The organism is Nonomuraea turcica (assembly GCF_030718205.1).
Classification (GTDB): domain Bacteria; phylum Actinomycetota; class Actinomycetes; order Streptosporangiales; family Streptosporangiaceae; genus Nonomuraea.
This window is the reverse complement of record NZ_JAUZQF010000024.1, coordinates 49,971-64,683: the sequence shown is the minus strand read 5'-3', so window position 1 is coordinate 64,683 and position 14,713 is coordinate 49,971. Positions and strand designations below refer to the sequence as shown.

General features: G+C 68.6%; 13 protein-coding genes. 5 read left to right on the top strand and 8 right to left on the bottom strand.

Annotated features, from left to right (window positions below):
- Nucleotides 1-237: 237 nt before the first annotated feature.
- The 3 genes from Q9G87_RS45555 to Q9G87_RS45545 all read left to right on the top strand — a co-directional run bounded on the left by Q9G87_RS45555 (nt 238) and on the right by Q9G87_RS45545 (nt 2,282).
- Nucleotides 238-588, top strand: a complete 351-nt coding sequence (locus Q9G87_RS45555; RefSeq protein ID WP_305922884.1) for a hypothetical protein — start codon at nt 238-240, stop codon at nt 586-588.
- Nucleotides 589-656: 68 nt separating this feature from the next.
- Entirely contained in the window at nt 657-1,178 is a 522-nt protein-coding gene (locus Q9G87_RS45550; RefSeq protein WP_305922883.1) for an NUDIX hydrolase, read from the top strand.
- A 438-nt stretch (nt 1,179-1,616) separates the two neighbouring features.
- Nucleotides 1,617-2,282 carry a hypothetical protein gene (locus Q9G87_RS45545; protein ID WP_305922882.1) on the top strand — a complete coding sequence of 222 codons (666 nt, stop codon included), beginning with the start codon at nt 1,617-1,619 and terminating at the stop codon, nt 2,280-2,282.
- A gap of 12 nt (nt 2,283-2,294) precedes the next feature.
- Here the strand turns inward: Q9G87_RS45545 and Q9G87_RS45540 are convergent, their stop codons facing one another.
- Nucleotides 2,295-3,245: a sigma-70 family RNA polymerase sigma factor gene (locus Q9G87_RS45540; protein ID WP_305922881.1), complete on the bottom strand. Its 951-nt coding sequence runs from the start codon at nt 3,243-3,245 to the stop codon at nt 2,295-2,297.
- Between the two features lie 233 nt (nt 3,246-3,478).
- Here Q9G87_RS45540 and Q9G87_RS45535 point away from each other — a divergent pair, with 233 nt between their 5' ends.
- Nucleotides 3,479-4,297, top strand: coding sequence for an alpha/beta fold hydrolase (locus Q9G87_RS45535; RefSeq protein ID WP_305922880.1), 819 nt, complete (start codon nt 3,479-3,481; stop codon nt 4,295-4,297).
- A 243-nt stretch (nt 4,298-4,540) separates the two neighbouring features.
- Nucleotides 4,541-5,329: an alpha/beta fold hydrolase gene (locus tag Q9G87_RS45530; RefSeq protein ID WP_305922879.1), complete on the top strand. Its 789-nt coding sequence runs from the start codon at nt 4,541-4,543 to the stop codon at nt 5,327-5,329.
- A 61-nt stretch (nt 5,330-5,390) separates the two neighbouring features.
- On the opposite strand, the gene Q9G87_RS45525 is transcribed toward Q9G87_RS45530, so the two are convergent.
- The 7 genes from Q9G87_RS45525 to Q9G87_RS45495 all read right to left on the bottom strand — a co-directional run bounded on the left by Q9G87_RS45525 (nt 5,391) and on the right by Q9G87_RS45495 (nt 14,482).
- A complete protein-coding gene (locus Q9G87_RS45525; RefSeq protein WP_305922878.1) occupies nt 5,391-7,154 on the bottom strand; it encodes a ferritin-like domain-containing protein in 1,764 nt (587 codons plus the stop codon).
- Entirely contained in the window at nt 7,126-7,350 is a 225-nt protein-coding gene (locus Q9G87_RS45520) for a hypothetical protein (protein ID WP_305922877.1), read from the bottom strand. Before Q9G87_RS45520 ends, Q9G87_RS45525 begins: the two co-directional genes overlap by 29 nt.
- 79 nt (nt 7,351-7,429) lie before the next feature.
- Complete coding sequence (locus Q9G87_RS45515; protein WP_305922876.1) at nt 7,430-8,248, bottom strand: universal stress protein; 819 nt, start codon at nt 8,246-8,248, stop codon at nt 7,430-7,432.
- Between the two features lie 47 nt (nt 8,249-8,295).
- A complete protein-coding gene (locus tag Q9G87_RS45510) occupies nt 8,296-10,026 on the bottom strand; it encodes an L-aspartate oxidase (RefSeq protein ID WP_305922875.1) in 1,731 nt (576 codons plus the stop codon).
- A 119-nt stretch (nt 10,027-10,145) separates the two neighbouring features.
- Nucleotides 10,146-10,913, bottom strand: coding sequence for an SDR family NAD(P)-dependent oxidoreductase (locus Q9G87_RS45505; RefSeq protein ID WP_305922874.1), 768 nt, complete (start codon nt 10,911-10,913; stop codon nt 10,146-10,148).
- Nucleotides 10,914-10,991: 78 nt separating this feature from the next.
- Nucleotides 10,992-11,609, bottom strand: a complete 618-nt coding sequence (locus Q9G87_RS45500) for a VOC family protein (protein WP_305922873.1) — start codon at nt 11,607-11,609, stop codon at nt 10,992-10,994.
- A 113-nt stretch (nt 11,610-11,722) separates the two neighbouring features.
- A complete protein-coding gene (locus tag Q9G87_RS45495; protein WP_305922872.1) occupies nt 11,723-14,482 on the bottom strand; it encodes an ATP-binding protein in 2,760 nt (919 codons plus the stop codon).
- Nucleotides 14,483-14,713: the final 231 nt, after the last annotated feature.

The following is a 14,713-nucleotide window of genomic DNA, read 5'->3' as shown; positions in this document are numbered from 1 at the left end:
GGGCGGGCACCGTGCGCCGGTCGGGCACACGGCTGGAGGTCATCGAACTGTTCTTCGGGGTGCCGGTGGGGCGTTTGGGGGTGGGCCGGTTCTTGGAGCGGTCCCGTGCCTGTGGGCGGGGGTGCAGGTCGGTTCGGGTGCGGCGGGCGCGGATGGGTGCTGGCATCCACCACGAACGTCAACGTCCACTCCCGCGGCCCCGCTGCCACCAGCAGCTCACGCACCCGATCACCATCAATGCGGCCCACGGCCAGCCCGTCATACAAGCTGCCCCAGCTGCGGCGAAAGACCGCTTCCAGACTCAGATACGGCAACGAAGTGATCGTCGGCGCAGACAACACGGCATCGGTGAGCTCGAACAACGCGTCCTTCCGGCTGGTCATGCAGGCATGCCAGCCCGCCCGGAACTCCCTAACCTTGTCAAGCGCCTCGGAACTCGTCGTCGATGCCACTCCCGCACGCAGTGGCGTAACCGTCATACTGGACCCCACGGCCATCGTTTTGGATCTTCGTTTCTTCGCAGAACAGAAGATCAACGATGGCCGCCCTCATGTCACGACGGCATGCCGCTCCGCCTCCCAATCGTGATCAACCAGGACCTGTGACCACCAGCCATAGATGTCACCGGTGTCAGTGCCGGGTCGTAATCTGTCGCGATGATCCGTGGTTGTGATGAGCAACGGGTATTGGATGCCGCCGTTGCCGATGCCGAGGTCGCGACTCTGGAGTTCGAGGGGGCGCGCGCGTGGCTGCAGACCGCCTTGACCGCTCCGATGGAGCCGTTGGGCGCCGAGGTGTGGGTCTTCGACCGCGCCGTGGAGCAGATCGTGCTGGTCAGGCATCGATGGCGGGCCTGGGTTCCGCCGGGTGGCCGGGTCGAGCCCGGCGAGACACCGCGCGAGGGCGCGGCCCGGGAACTGGCCGAGGAGACTGGGCTGCGTCCGCACCTGCTGAAGCGTCCCGCGGCCGTGGCGGTGCGATCGTTTCATCCGAACTTGCCGGTGACGCTCTCGCTGGCCTATGCCGCCATCGCCGACCCGGCGCAGCCGCTGATGGCCGAGAACGGACAGCCAGTCGCTTGGATGCGACTTGACCAGGACTGGGATAGCTACTTCCCCGGAGATGCGGCCCGAATCCGGCAGTACGCGACAACTCTGGCGGCCGATGCCGTCGGTTGAGCACCGATCATCGCGATGGAACCAGCGCCTGTCGCTGACGACATCGGTTCCCGGCGACCTTAAAACGCAAGCGCCCCTGCCTGCCTGGCCAGGACCGGTCACCGCCCGGCATGGCGCAGGGCGTGAAAGCTCAGCGGCGTTACGGGTCAACCCGATCGGCGGGTACCTCACCGACGCGCACCGGCCTGACAGGATGATCCTTCCCAGGACTTCACCATCGCCTCCAACCCGAACACCGCCACGACGAGATCAGGCAGAGACGCTCAGGTTTCATAGCGAATATGAAGACCAGTCCATACCCACCGTGTGCGTTCGCGTCACCGTCGATGGGCGCGGACATGGACGATGAGAGAAACTCCGGCGCGGCCTCGAACCAATGGTCGTGTAGTGGCGTCCAACAAGATCACAGCATCAAAAAGGACCTCATGTGATCATCTGGTGATCCGCAAACGCGCTCCGCGCTCCACGCAGCGAATCGACGTGACCCGCCTTCCCGAAGACGTCGTCGCGCTCATCGACGCCCTCGAGCCTGGTGAGAACGTGGTCCTCACGCGTGACGGCGCGTCGATCGCGACGATCTCCAGCACCATTGACGTGGTCCAAGGCGCCATCGTCGATCGCGACGCGCCAGCTGAGGCCAACGATCAAGCACCGATCGACTACGAGAGCGTGACAGTCGTGGCCACCGCGATGGAGCTGTCGACCGCGGCTCGGGTTGCGCTATCCACCCAGCTCGGGGCGGACTACGTAGTGCTCGATATGCATGCGGCTCCCGCGACAACCGATGTGCTGCTGATACCTCCAGGCAGCCCGCAGCTGATCGCAGCGCTCCGATCGATGTTCCCGAAAGCTCGCGTCATCATCACCGAAATCGAGGACCACGAGCTCGGAGTTCAGTACCACGGCCCGGTCCGACGACTACTTGACGCCGGCGCTGATGCGTATCTACCTCCGGCGACCCTCCCACTCCTGGCCAGGCAGCTTGACTACACGCTGAATCAAGGGCGCGAGATCGCCGGCGGGGCCGCGGCACCATTGCAGATCGCACCGACCGTGGAGCCGGCAAATCCAGACGACGAATGCGGCTCCGTGGAAATCCGTTGACGACGTTGCCTGTCAGCGGTCCGACGACGGGCGGCTCGAAGCAGGCTTCGCCCTCGGGTCGCCGAGCCTCGCGGACACGTCAGCGGCGAGGAGTTCCTCCAATTCGGCGAGATCGCCGTTCTGCGCCGCAGCGAGGAAAACCCGCACGAGACGCCGATGTGCCGCGGCGTCCACCGGCTGACGTCGCTCGGTGGCGATGTGTTCGTGGGCGCGCCGCATGAGCTGCCGCGCATGGTCGGCGCCCAGATGAAGGACTTCGGAGATGCGCCGGTAGGGGTAGTCGAATGCTGTGCGGAGGAGATATACCGCCCGTTCGGCGGGCGACAGTTTCTCCAACAGCAGCCGGACCGCCACGTCGACCGCCTCGTGCCGTTCAGCCGCTGTCTCTAGGCCGGCGCTGCGATCCACCGTTTCGACGAGCCACGGATTGACGGACGTCTCTCGACGCCTCCGGGCGGACTGGACCACGTTGATGGCGAGCCTGGTGGTCGTCATCGCAAGGAACGCGGGCGGACTGATGACGACCGAGCGGTCGGCGCGTTCCCACCGGAGCCACGCCTCCTGCACCACGTCCTCGGCCTCGCCCACGTCTCCGAGGACACTGCGCGCGATCGCGTAGAGCCGGGGCCGTGTGGCGGTGAACACCGTAGCGGCCGCGTCCAACTCGCTGATCAACTGGTCATCAGCTGCGGAGACCGTCGGACTGGTCCGCGCCGCGTGGTCGGTACCGTGGTCCACGGTTGTGGCTGCCCAGGCGGCGGTGGTGTCCCGTGAAGATGAGCGTCGGGAAGACGATCGAGGGCCGCGACCGTGCGACAGCACAATCGTGGGCGCGTCGCAGTAGAAGACGGTCAGGCCATTGACGTCCCCGGTGAGATGGCGGACGGGAATCATCGTCGCCTCCAGATGAGTGATCAGCGCGGTCGATGAACCCAGCCAACGCGTGATGGAATCGGCCGACATCGCACGGATACGTGACATCCCCCGGCGGGGACATGGCAGGTCAGCCGGTAGTCGGTGAGCAGACCGCCGGGCCGACCGGGTCCGGTCCGAGCCGCGAGTCGGCGCTGTGATCTCAAGTCTTCGTGCGATGTCCCCTGCCGTCGCCGCTGGAACGGTGGAGCACGCACCGGTTGAGGCAGCCGCCGGCGGCTGCCCACCGGGTTCCGCTTTCTCCCGAACCGAAAGGCTTTGTCATGCTTCACTTGCCATCCGCTTGGCGGGGCGCCGCCGTCGCACTTGGTCTGGGCGCCATCACGATGTCCACCACCCCCGCCATGGCCGGCACCACCACGCGCACCCTGCCCACAGTGGTGCTGGTCCACGGCGCCTTCGCCGACGCCAGCAGCTGGGACGGGGTCATCGCCCAGTTGCAGCGGCGCGGCTACCCGGTGGTCGCCCCCGCCAATCCGCTGCGCAGCCTGTCGGGAGACGCCGCCTACATCGCGAGCGTCGTCAAGGGCATCAGCGGCAAGGTGGTCCTGGTCGGCCATTCCTACGGTGGCACCGTGATCACCAATGCCGCCCGCCACGCCACCAACGTCAAGGCACTGGTGTACGTGGCAGCGTTCCTGCCGGACAAGGGCGAGAGCACCCAGACCGTACTGGACCCGAAGAAGTACCCGGGCAGCCTGCTCGGCCCGGCCACCCTGGAGCAGCGCCCGTACACCGACACGGCGGGCAAGGGCGTGGACCTGTACATCAAGCAGTCGAGCTTCCCCAAGGTGTTCGCCGCCGACCTGCCCATCGCCAAGGCCCGCCGCATGGCCGCCGCCCAGCGTCCCTTCGGTGTGGCCGCCTACTCCGGCCCTTCTGGCGCCCCGGCATGGAAGAAGATCCCGGCCTGGGCCGTCATCAGCACCCAAGACAAGGCCATCTCGCCTGCCGGGCAGCGGTGGATGGCCAAGCGCGCCAAGGCTCACGTCATCGAGGTGAAGTCCTCGCACGCCATCTCGGTCAGCCACCCGGTCGCCATCGCCGACACCGTCGTCCAGGCCGACCGCCGTACCCGCTGACGCCCCGGCAGCAGGACCGGCCCGCCTGTCGCCATGGGCGTGCCGGTCCCGCTCACCTGGGCGCACCACACCCATCTCAGGCATTCGTGCGATGTCGAGAATCCCGCGGATCAGCAGATTTGGGTCATGCCCGCACGAGCGACGCCCTGCTCGACTTCCTCAAATGACCACCCTTCGTGGCGCCGTTCGGAGGGGGACGGCGCCACCCTCACCCCCGCCACGACGAAGAGAAGGACTCCCGCCATGTCCCGACGCCAGAAGACCACCTTCGCCGCCTTACTGGTCGCCCTGAGCGGCGCACTGGTGGCGCAGCCGGCGAACGCGACCGGTGCCAAGCCCACTGTCGTCCTCGTTCACGGCGCCTGGGCCGACGCCTCGGGCTGGAACGGAGTCGTCTCCCAGCTCAGGCGCGATGGCTATCCGGTGCTCGCCCCGGCCAACCCGCTGCGCGGCCTGGCCTCCGACGTCGCGTACCTCAACAGCCTGCTCGCCACCGTGGACGGGCCCCTCGTCCTGGTCGGCCACTCGTACGGCGGCTCGGTCGTGACCAACGCCGCGAACGCCGACCCCGACGTCAAGGCCCTCGTGTACGTCTCAGCCATCATCCCCGACCAGGGTGAGAGCGTCTTCGGCCTGGCCGGCAGGTACGAGGGCAGCAAGATCAACAACGACACGATCAAGACTGTGCCCTTGGCCTCCGGCGACGCCGACGTCTACCTCAAGACCGAGAGCTTCGCCGACATCTTCTCCGCCGACCTGCCCCGCTCCACCAGCGCGCTCCTGGCCGTCACCCAGCGGCCGATCACCTTCAGCGCGCTGAACGATCCCTCCGGCACACCCGCCTGGAAGACCGTCCCGTCCTGGGCACTGATCTCCCAAAACGACCACGCCATCCCGGTGCAGGCTCAGCGCTTCATGACCGCCCGTGCCAAGTCCCACACGGTCGAGGTGCCGGCCTCGCACGCCGCACTGATCATCGATCCCGGCGCGGTAACCCGTCTCATTGAGAACGCAGCCCGCGCAACCGACTGATCATTTCTCCATGGCCAGCCCCCGTTCGACGAGGGCTGGCCAATCCGTGCCAGGCGTCCGGTCATGGCCTTCTTTGTTCGTGGCCTGGGGATTCCTCGCGGAAGCCGATCTCCCGATGGGTGCCGTCGCACAGCGGTTTGTTGCCGGAGTGGCCGCAGCGGCACAGCGTCATCCGGTTGCGGGTCTCCAGCGGCCGCCCGTCCGCTCGCAGGACCGGCACTCCGCCGGTGACCCACAGCGCGCTGGCCAGTCCGTCCTCCTCCTCAAGGACCGAGATGGCCGGCGGAAGGTCGGGCTCGATCGTCTCGCCGCCGCGTTCGAGGGCGTAGCTGTAGGAACCGGACGGGCAGTGGTCGATGCGGCCCATGATGGCGGAGCGCACGTCGCTGTCGGCGGTGTCAGCGAGCATCGCGGCGATCGGCCTGGTGCGTCCGAGGCAGAAGGCGGCGTGGATGCACAGCTCGCCCACCCGCTGGGCCGAGATGCCCACCCCGTCGTGCACGTGCTGCAGCTCCTTGTACGGCCGCATTTCCGTGCTCTCCGTACCGTCGAACCCGATCACGGCGTGGGTTCCGTCGCAGAACGGCTTGGACCCCGAATGGCCGCAGCGGCACAGCGCGTAGGTGTCCTCGGTCTCCAGCGGCTCGCCGGTCTTCCAGGTCAGCGCGTTGTTCTCGGCAGAGACGATCTTGCGTTTGCGCCGGAGAGGAACGCCGCCGTACACGACGTACGGGCCGTCGCGGAGCACGACGATCCGCTGGTGGTCGCCGACGCTCCACCGGCGCCGTTCGGGTGCGACGTATTCGAAGGTGGGGCCGGCCGTGGCGCCCTCGCCGTCGGGCATCCGCATCAAGGCCTGCGCTTGGGCTTTGAGCGCGTACATGGTGCCGGTGGCGACCGCGAGCAGCTTCGGGTTGCCGTTGAACGCCAGCTCCAGCAGGTGCAGGATGGCGCAGTAGGTGTGGTTGAACTCCTCCTGCGCCGCACCGATCGCACTGCCCGGGTCCGCAGGTCGCGGGTTGCGCCTCATCGGAAGTACGCCGGCCAGATCCATGGAGATCTTTTCCCCGGTGGGTCCGGACTCCGGGGTGTCGCCTCGCCGATAGCGGCGGCCGAGCTTGAGCTCCTGGAAGCGGTAGTAGTGCGCGACCTCGTCCCGTTCCGGGTGGAAGACGTCCTGGTCCCCGTCCCAGACCTCGCCGCGGGCGGTCCCCTCACCCTGCTCGACGATCTCCTCCAGCGCTGCCAGCGCGGAGGCCAGACCGTCGACGGCGATCAGCCGCCCGGCGGTGCGCCGGAAATGGGCGGCGCTCACCTGGCGGGCCGGATCGCCGCAGAAGACCGCCTGCTCGCCGAGGCGGTCGCACAGGTGGCGCAGTCGCTGTTCGATCGCGGCGTAGAACTGCCCGATCGTCTCGTATGCGTCGCCCTCCGCCGGAGCGCTGGGCGGCGCGGGTTGTTCGATCCGCAGGAACATCTCGAGCGCTTCCGCGCCGAAGGGAACCAGGGACAACTTCAGGGAGCGGTCGCCGTGCGGCAGGGTCCGGGGATGCCCCGGCAGCATCCGCGGCGTATCCAGGCGCGGCCGGCCGCCAACGGCGTTGAGCAGGTTCGCGGCCAGGGCAAGGTGCAGCATCTCCTCGGCGAAGACACTGCCCACCACCTGGACGGCTTCCGGGTTGCGCTCGGGGTCCAGCGAGTACAGCGCGCACAGGTACGGCGGCAGGGTCGCGTGCTCCAGCTCGACCGCCCACTGCAGGTGCTCACGCAGACTGTCGAGCGTGGCGATCCGCGTCTCAAGCAACGTCGCCGCCAGGCCGGGCATCGTCCTCCAGCACCTCGATCGCGTCGCGCAGACCCCGCAGGCCGATCTCCTCGCGCTCGGCGTCCGTCGGATCGAACAGCCAGTCGGTGACCGGCAGTCCTTCCTCTGGCTGCCTTGCCTCGACCTCGGTCAGTTCGATCTCGACCTCGGCCTCGAGCTCAATCAGGAACTCGTTCTCGCCGCTTGGGACGCTCATGTTTCCTCCATACGTGGTGTGAGTGGATGTCCGGCAGGCCGGCTGACTGCGTGGATCAGCCGCACGGCGATCTGTGTCCCTATGGGTGGACGTGGATGATCGCCACCGGGCAGGTGGCGTGGTGCAGGACGGCCTGGCTGACCGAGCCGTGCATGAGTGCGCTGAGCTCGTGGCGGTGGTGAGAGCCGACGACGAGCAGGGACGCCTGGGACGCGGCGTGCATCAGTGCCTTGTCCGGCTGGCCGGTGAGAGTTTCCTGGTCGATCGTGACCGTGGGGAAGCGCTCCTGCCATCGGGCCAGGTCGCGCTCGGGCAGGGGCGAGCGACTCCCACTGGCTGGTCCTTCGTCGCCGACATGCGCCAGTATCAGGGCATTCGTGGTCCGGGCGGCATGCGCGAAGGCGAAGGTGAGCACAGCCTCGCTCTCGCCACGGTCGGCGATGCCCACCACGACTGGTCCGTGTGGCGTGACGGGCCCGCGCACGACCACGACCGGGCAGGCCGCCTCTGCCCCAAGCCGGGCGCCCACCGAGCCCAGCAGCAGACCGCCGACTTCGCCGAGCCCGCGGCTGCCCACGACGAGAAGCCCCGCTTGGCGGGAACGGTGCAGCAGTGCGGTGACGGGCTCGCCCTCCGGCAGGCTGGTGGTCACCTCGACGTCGGGCGCAACCGCGTGCGCACGCGCCAGTGCGGTGGCCAGGATGCGTTCGGCGGCGTGCCGGAGGCCGCCTTCGGGTGGCGCTCCTGGCGCCCGTCCAAGGGGTACTCCGAGGAGGGGCCAGATGAAGGCGTGGAGGATCTGCAGCGGCTGCCGGCGGCGTTCGGCCTCGCCGGCGGCCCACTCCACAGCCCGCAGGCTGTCATCGGAGTCGTCCACGCCTACGACTACAGCGCTCATCAGTGTCGTCCTTTCGAGAAGAGGCCGCGTCCGTTGCTGGTTGCCGGCTACTCGACGAGCTTTCCGACGGTGGATACCTCGCGCATGAGCGCCGCGATCTCGCCGGGAATCGGCGGGATGGCCTCCCGCTCCACCGATCCGGGACCGGACCACACGAGGTTGACCTGCAGCGCGGGGTCGAGGTCCGGGTAGTCGGAGCGGTTGTGGCAACCGCGGGTCTCGCGACGCTCGCGTGCGGTCTCGATCGTCGCGCGTGCGGCGAGCGCCGCGGACTTCAGGTCGAAAGCGTGCGCCAGGTCCTGGAAGCCGGCGAGGTCCGGATGCACACCGACGTCGGCGATGCGCGCCTCTACCGCGGCGAGTTCGGCGAGGCCTTTCCGCAGGCCACCCTCGTCGCGCACCACGCCGGCATGCTCGGTCATGACGTCGCGGAGGGCTCGCTGCAGTGAGCGCACGTTCTCGGGGCCGTCGGCGGCCAGGAGCTCGTCCACCTCCGCCCGCGCCGCGTCGAGCGCCTCGGCCGAGCGGCGCTGGGCGTCGAGGCCCGCGGAATACTCGGCCGCCGCCTGTCCGACGATGCGGCCGAAGACGAGGAGTTCGATGAGGGAGTTGCCGCCGAGGCGGTTGGCGCCGTGCAGGCCGCTGGCGGCCTCGCCGATCGCGTACAGGCCGTCGACGCCCGTGCCGTGGTCCTCGGGGCGCACCCACACGCCGCCCATGGAGTAGTGCGCGGTCGGTGCGATCTCGATCGGATGCTTGGTGATGTCGAGCATCTGCAGTTCCAGGAGCGTCTGGTAGACGCGCGGCAACCGCGTCATGATCGTCTCGCGCGGCAGGTGGGACACATCCAGCCAGACGCCGCCGTTCGGGGTCCCGCGGCCTTGTTTGATTTCTGTGTACGCGGCCAGCGAGACGCGGTCGCGCGTGGACAACTCCATGCGCTCGGGGTCGTACCGGGACATGAACCGCTCGCCGAGCTGGTTACGCAGGATTCCGCCCTCGCCCCGGGCCGCTTCGGACACCAGGGTGCCGGCCGCGTTCTCGGGTGCGATGAGCCCGGACGGGTGGAACTGCACCAGCTCGGCGTCGCGGATGCGGCAGCCGGCCAGGACGGCGAGGCGGAAGGAGTCGCCGGTGTTCTCGTCCCTGCGGGAGGAGGTGCGCCGCCAGATCCGGGTGTGGCCGCCGGCGGCCAGGATCACGGCGTCGGCATGGATGACATAGCGGCTGCCGTCGGTCAGGTCGAACCCGTAGGCGCCGAAGACCGCGTTGTCGCGGACGAGGATGCGCGTGATGTAAACGGTGTCGAGGACCGGGACATCCAGCTGCGCCGCGCGGTTGATCAGGGTGCGCTGGATCTCGAGTCCGGTGTAGTCGCCGGCGTAGGCGGTGCGCCGATAGGTGTGGGCGCCGAAGAAGCGCTGCGAGATGCGCCCATCCTGCTCGCGGGCGAACGGCATGCCCCAGCGCTGGAGGTCTTCGATGCCCCGTGCGGCCCCCTCGGTGACGATTTCCACGGTGTGCGGGTTGGCCAGGAAGTAGCTCTCCTTGAGGGTGTCCGCCGCGTGCTGTTGCCAGGTGTCCTCGGGGTCCATCGTGGCGAGTGCCGCATTGATGCCGCCTGCCGCGAGCGAGGTGTGCGCGTCCGCCTTCGGCCGTTTGCCGACCGCCAGGACGCCAACACCGCGCTCGGCGAGTTCGATGGCGGCCCGCAGCCCGGCTCCTCCCGTACCGATGACCAGGACCGACGTGGCGATCCGTTTCTCTGGCGGGTGCATGGTGCTCCTTTGGCGACATCGAAGAAGGCGATTCCGGAAACAAGACCGGGTAGCAGCGTGATTTGTGACAACCATGCCGATGTGAGCCTCTGGTCAGCGGAAACGCCGGCCAGGCGCGGCTACCATGTTTGGTCGCCGGCACGGACCAGCATCTCGTTGACGGCGACCCGCCGCTCTCGCGTGACGATGTAGCTGATTGCGTCCGCGATGTCCTCCGGCCGCAGCGCTTCGATTCCGCCGAGCTGTCGGCGGGCCGCGTCCTGGGTGATGTCGCTGAGGTGGTTCACCGGTTCGGTGTCCACGGTGCCCGGCTCCACCACGCTGACCCGGACGCGTTCGCTGAGCAGTTCTTGGCGAAGCGATTCGGTGAACGCGTTCAGGCCGGACTTGGTGAGGCCATAGACGCTGCTCCCCGGCCGGGCGACTCGCCCGGCCGTCGAGCTGACGTTCACCAGATCCGCCACCTGCCGCGGGGATGTCGACGCCGCGTAGATCAGGTGCGGGATGGCGGCGTGCGTGACGCGCAACAACGCCGCCACGTTGAGCGAGATCATCCGATCCCACTCCTCGATGGTGGTGTGCAGCGCCGAGTTGAGCAGCATGATCCCGGCGTTGTTGACCAGGATGTCCAGGCGCCCGAACCGATCCAGCGTGTCCTGCACCATGTCGTCGGCGCGTTCGGGCTCGGTGATGTCGGCCTCCAACGCGACCGCCTCTCCTCCCAGCTTCGCGATGTCGCTCACGACCTGGTCCAGGCGTTTCCGGCGACGGGCGACCAGGGCTACCGCCGAGCCCTCACGGGCGAGGCGGCGCGCGGTCGCAGCGCCGATTCCGCTGCTGGCGCCGGTGACGAGCGCGACGGCTCCGTCCAGCGGCCGATCGTACATGTCTGCCTCATTCCCTTGGGTCGAGGACGACGCGGAAACGGGCGTCGCCGCGGATCATTTGCTGAGGGGCGGAGCCGCTCACGACGGCAGTTCGGTTCCGGCCTGTTCGCTCGCCATGTAGCCGGCGTACCAGTCCGGCCAGTTCGGGTCCTCCGCACCACTGCGCCTCTCGTGCTCGCCGTGCGCGGCCGCGGCACGGCGCAGCGCGGCCGCGAGGTCCGACGTCGTGGCGAACGTGGTGACCGACGGGTCCAGCCGTCCCGGGCGCCGGGCGGTCACCTCCTGCAGCACCCAGCCGTTGCCGTCCGGGTCGCTGAACGACAGGAACGAGCCGTAGCTTCTGCGCTGCGGTGCCGGGCCGGGCACCCGGGCGTCGGTCCCGGCGTGATGGAAGACGCCGCCGGCATCGTGGAACACCTCACTCGGGTCGGCGCCGAGCCGCTTGAGCTCGTCGTACGCGGCGTGGATGTCGTTGACGACCAGGTGCAGGCCCTGAGCCGTGCCCGGCACCTGAGACGTGACCGACGTGCCGAAGGTGATCGACGCCGACGAGCCGGGCGGGGTCACCTGCACCACCCGGAAGTCCTCGCCGGTGGTGATGTCGACATCGAGCCGCCAGCCCAGCGCCGTGTAGAAGTTCTTGGCTCGGTCGACGTCCGAGACCGGCACCACCACGACTTCAAGCTTCATGTCCATGACCGCTCCTCCTGCGTTCCGACGAAATGCCGACACGCGAGAATCGCGTAGCCGGCTGCCGGATCGCACCAGGGAGTGTCACTGGTCAACCAGGACCAGGGACTGCGTCATCGCTACTGTCCACGGGACAGGGCGTCGCCGAGCTCCCTTCTGGAGCTGATCCCGAGCTTGGCGAAGACCTTGCGGAGGTGCCACTCGACCGTACGCGGGCTCAGGAAGAGACGAGCCCCGATCTCCGGGTTGGACAGGCCGTCCCGCACGAGCAGGGCGATCTGTTTCTCCTGCGCCGTCAACTCGTCACTCGTCGAGGTGCCGTTCTTGCGCTTGCGGACGGTCTCGCCCGTGGCGAGCAGCTCGCGGCGGGCCCGCTCGGCGAACGCCTCCATCCCGATCGACACGAACATCTCGTACGCGGTACGCAGGTGAGCCCGCGCCTCGGCCCGCTGACGGTTCCTGCGCAACCACTCGCCGTACAGCAGGTGAGCGCGCGCCAAGTCCGGACGCAGCAGCGTCCGTTCCAACCGCTCGATCGCTTCGCGGTAGAGGCCGTCCGCGGCGGCGGCGTCGCTCAGCAGTGCCCGGCAGCGAGCCAGCAAACCCTGAGCCCAGTCGGTGTCGCACGGCTCTGCCGCGTCCGCTATACCGTCGAGCGCACCCTGTGCGACCGTGTGGTCTCCGACGCGCGCTGCCGCCTCGACGAGCTCGGGCAGCATCCACTGGGAGAGAATCAGGTTGGCGGTCCCGGCGCCGGCCTGGGCCGCCGGCAACGCTTGCTCATATCGGGCGAGACCGTTGTAAAGGACCGCGGCCGCCCACTGAGCGCCCGCGACGGCATTCAACTGGCCGTCCGCGCCTGCCTGTTCGATCGCGGCGGCGATCAGCGCCGAGGCCTCGGCCTCCTTTCCCTGCATCGCCGCCAAAAAGAGCTTGGTGTACTGCGCCATGGGCACGCCCGTCTCGGCGTCGACGGCTTCGGATTCGGCGACGATCGCGGCCGCGGCGGCGAAATCGCCGTTCAACACGGTCATGGTGCCCAACCCGGAAAGATAGAGGGGAAGCTCGGTCAGGGCGCCGGCCGTGCGCACCTCCGCGACCACCCTGAGGAAAAGCTCGCGCATGCCCCGGTCGTCCCAGAGGATCGGGCTCGCGCTACAGGCCGCCCAGCCCCACTTCAGGAAGTCCTGCACGGGATGGTTCTTGAGCGCGGTCATCGCCTTTTGCAACGGGGGCAGCGCGGCGCTCCGGTCGTCGGTGATGAGCAGCGCGTAGCCCTCGATCACGAGATCGAGGGCACGCGGACCACCGTGCGGAGGGGCAAGTTCGCGCATCGCCCGGGAGATCGCCGTGACGCTGTCCGGATCCGCGGTGGCCAATGCCGCCGTACACCACGCGGTCAGGTAGGTCTCCCGCGCGAGGTCCATGTCGAAGGGTTCGAGCCGCTGCGCGGCCGTCAGCAACATCGGCGGCGCCTCCTTGTTGAGGCCGGCCGCGAACGTGATCATACTTCGTACCAGATGTGATCGAGCGCGCTGATACTCGCTCTGCGCGCCGCCGTCCGCGAAGTCGACGAATCGCCGCGCGGCGTCGAGGTCACCGGCTTGAAGGCTCGCGTCCGCAGCCGCCAGCGCGCGGTCGACGCTCCGCGATGTGTCGATGGTCAGTGTCACGGATCGCTGCAGGAACGCCGCCGCGGCGGCCAGCCCACCGCGCGCCTGCGCCCGGTCGGCGGACCGTTCAAGTTCGGCGGCGACGGCCTCATCAGGTCCGGGCGCGGCGGACGCGAGGTGCCAGGCACGGCGATCCGGGTCGGTTCCCGCGTCGGTGAACTCCGCCAGCGCCAGATGCACCGCCCGGCGATTCGCTGCCGTCGCAGACCCGTACACGGCCGAGCGCACGAGCGGGTGACGGAAGATCACCCGTACGTTGAACTCCAGCAGCCCGTCCGTCCCGCCCGCCAGGGCCGTCGCCGGCGTGATGCCGAGTCGTTCGGCGGCACGCCACACCAGCGAGGGGTCGCCGACCGGCTCGGCGGCGGCGATCAGCAGGAGCAACCGGGTCTGCTCCGGCAAGCCTTCGATCCGGGCCAGGAAGCTCTGCTCGATCCGGCCCGGCAGCGTGTCGGTGCCCAGGAGGCCGAATCCGCCCGCCATCCGGGTCATGGCCAGCTCACGCGGTAGCTCCAGCAAGGCAAGCGGGTTGCCCTTGGTCTCGGCCACGAACCGATCGCGGATCTGCTGATCGATCCGGACGCGCGTCACCGAGCTGAGCAGAGCGTGTGCGTCTGCGGCCTTCAGCCCGGTGACCTCCAGCTCTGGTAGGCCGAGCAAATCCTTGGACCGCTGCCGAGAGCCGAAGACGAGGGCGACAGACTCCGCCAGCAGTCGCCGGGCGACGAAGCCGAGGACCTGCGCCGAGGCCCGGTCCATCCACTGCGCGTCGTCGACCGCACAGAGCAGGGAACCCCCCTCCGAGGCGTCCGACAGCAGACTCAGTACGGCCAGCCCGACCAGGAAACGTTCGGGCGGCGAGCCCCCACGCATCCCGAACACCGTCTCGAGCGCCTGGCGCTGCGGCTCGGGAAGGTTCTCCAGCCGATCCAGCAGCGGCGCACATAACTGATGCAATGTGGCGAAAGCCAATTCCATCTCGGACTCGACACCGACCGCACGCAGCACCCGCATGCCGGCCGCCGCGTTCTCCGCGTACTCCAGCAGCGCCGACTTTCCGACTCCCGGCGCGCCGTGCACCACGAGCACGCGACTCTCCCCCATGCGGACGGCCGCGATCAGCTGATCGAGGAGAGCACACTCCGACCCCCGGCCGAGCAGCCCGACGTTCTCACCGTGCCCGGCGCCCCACTTACGTTGGTCCACGGTCCCCCGCCTTTTTGGCCCAATTACATGACTCTGCATACACCCCAGATACCCGCCAGGCCAAGTAGCTCCCACCGGGGACGTTGGCCCCAGCGAGCGCGGGAGGACACGCATACGTTTGGATGCTCACGACCACCAGCAGGAAGAAGCGAAGTCCTACTCCCCGGAAGACATATGAAAAGACACATCTTCGCAACCGCCATCACCGCGCTGACCGCATCATGTCTCGGA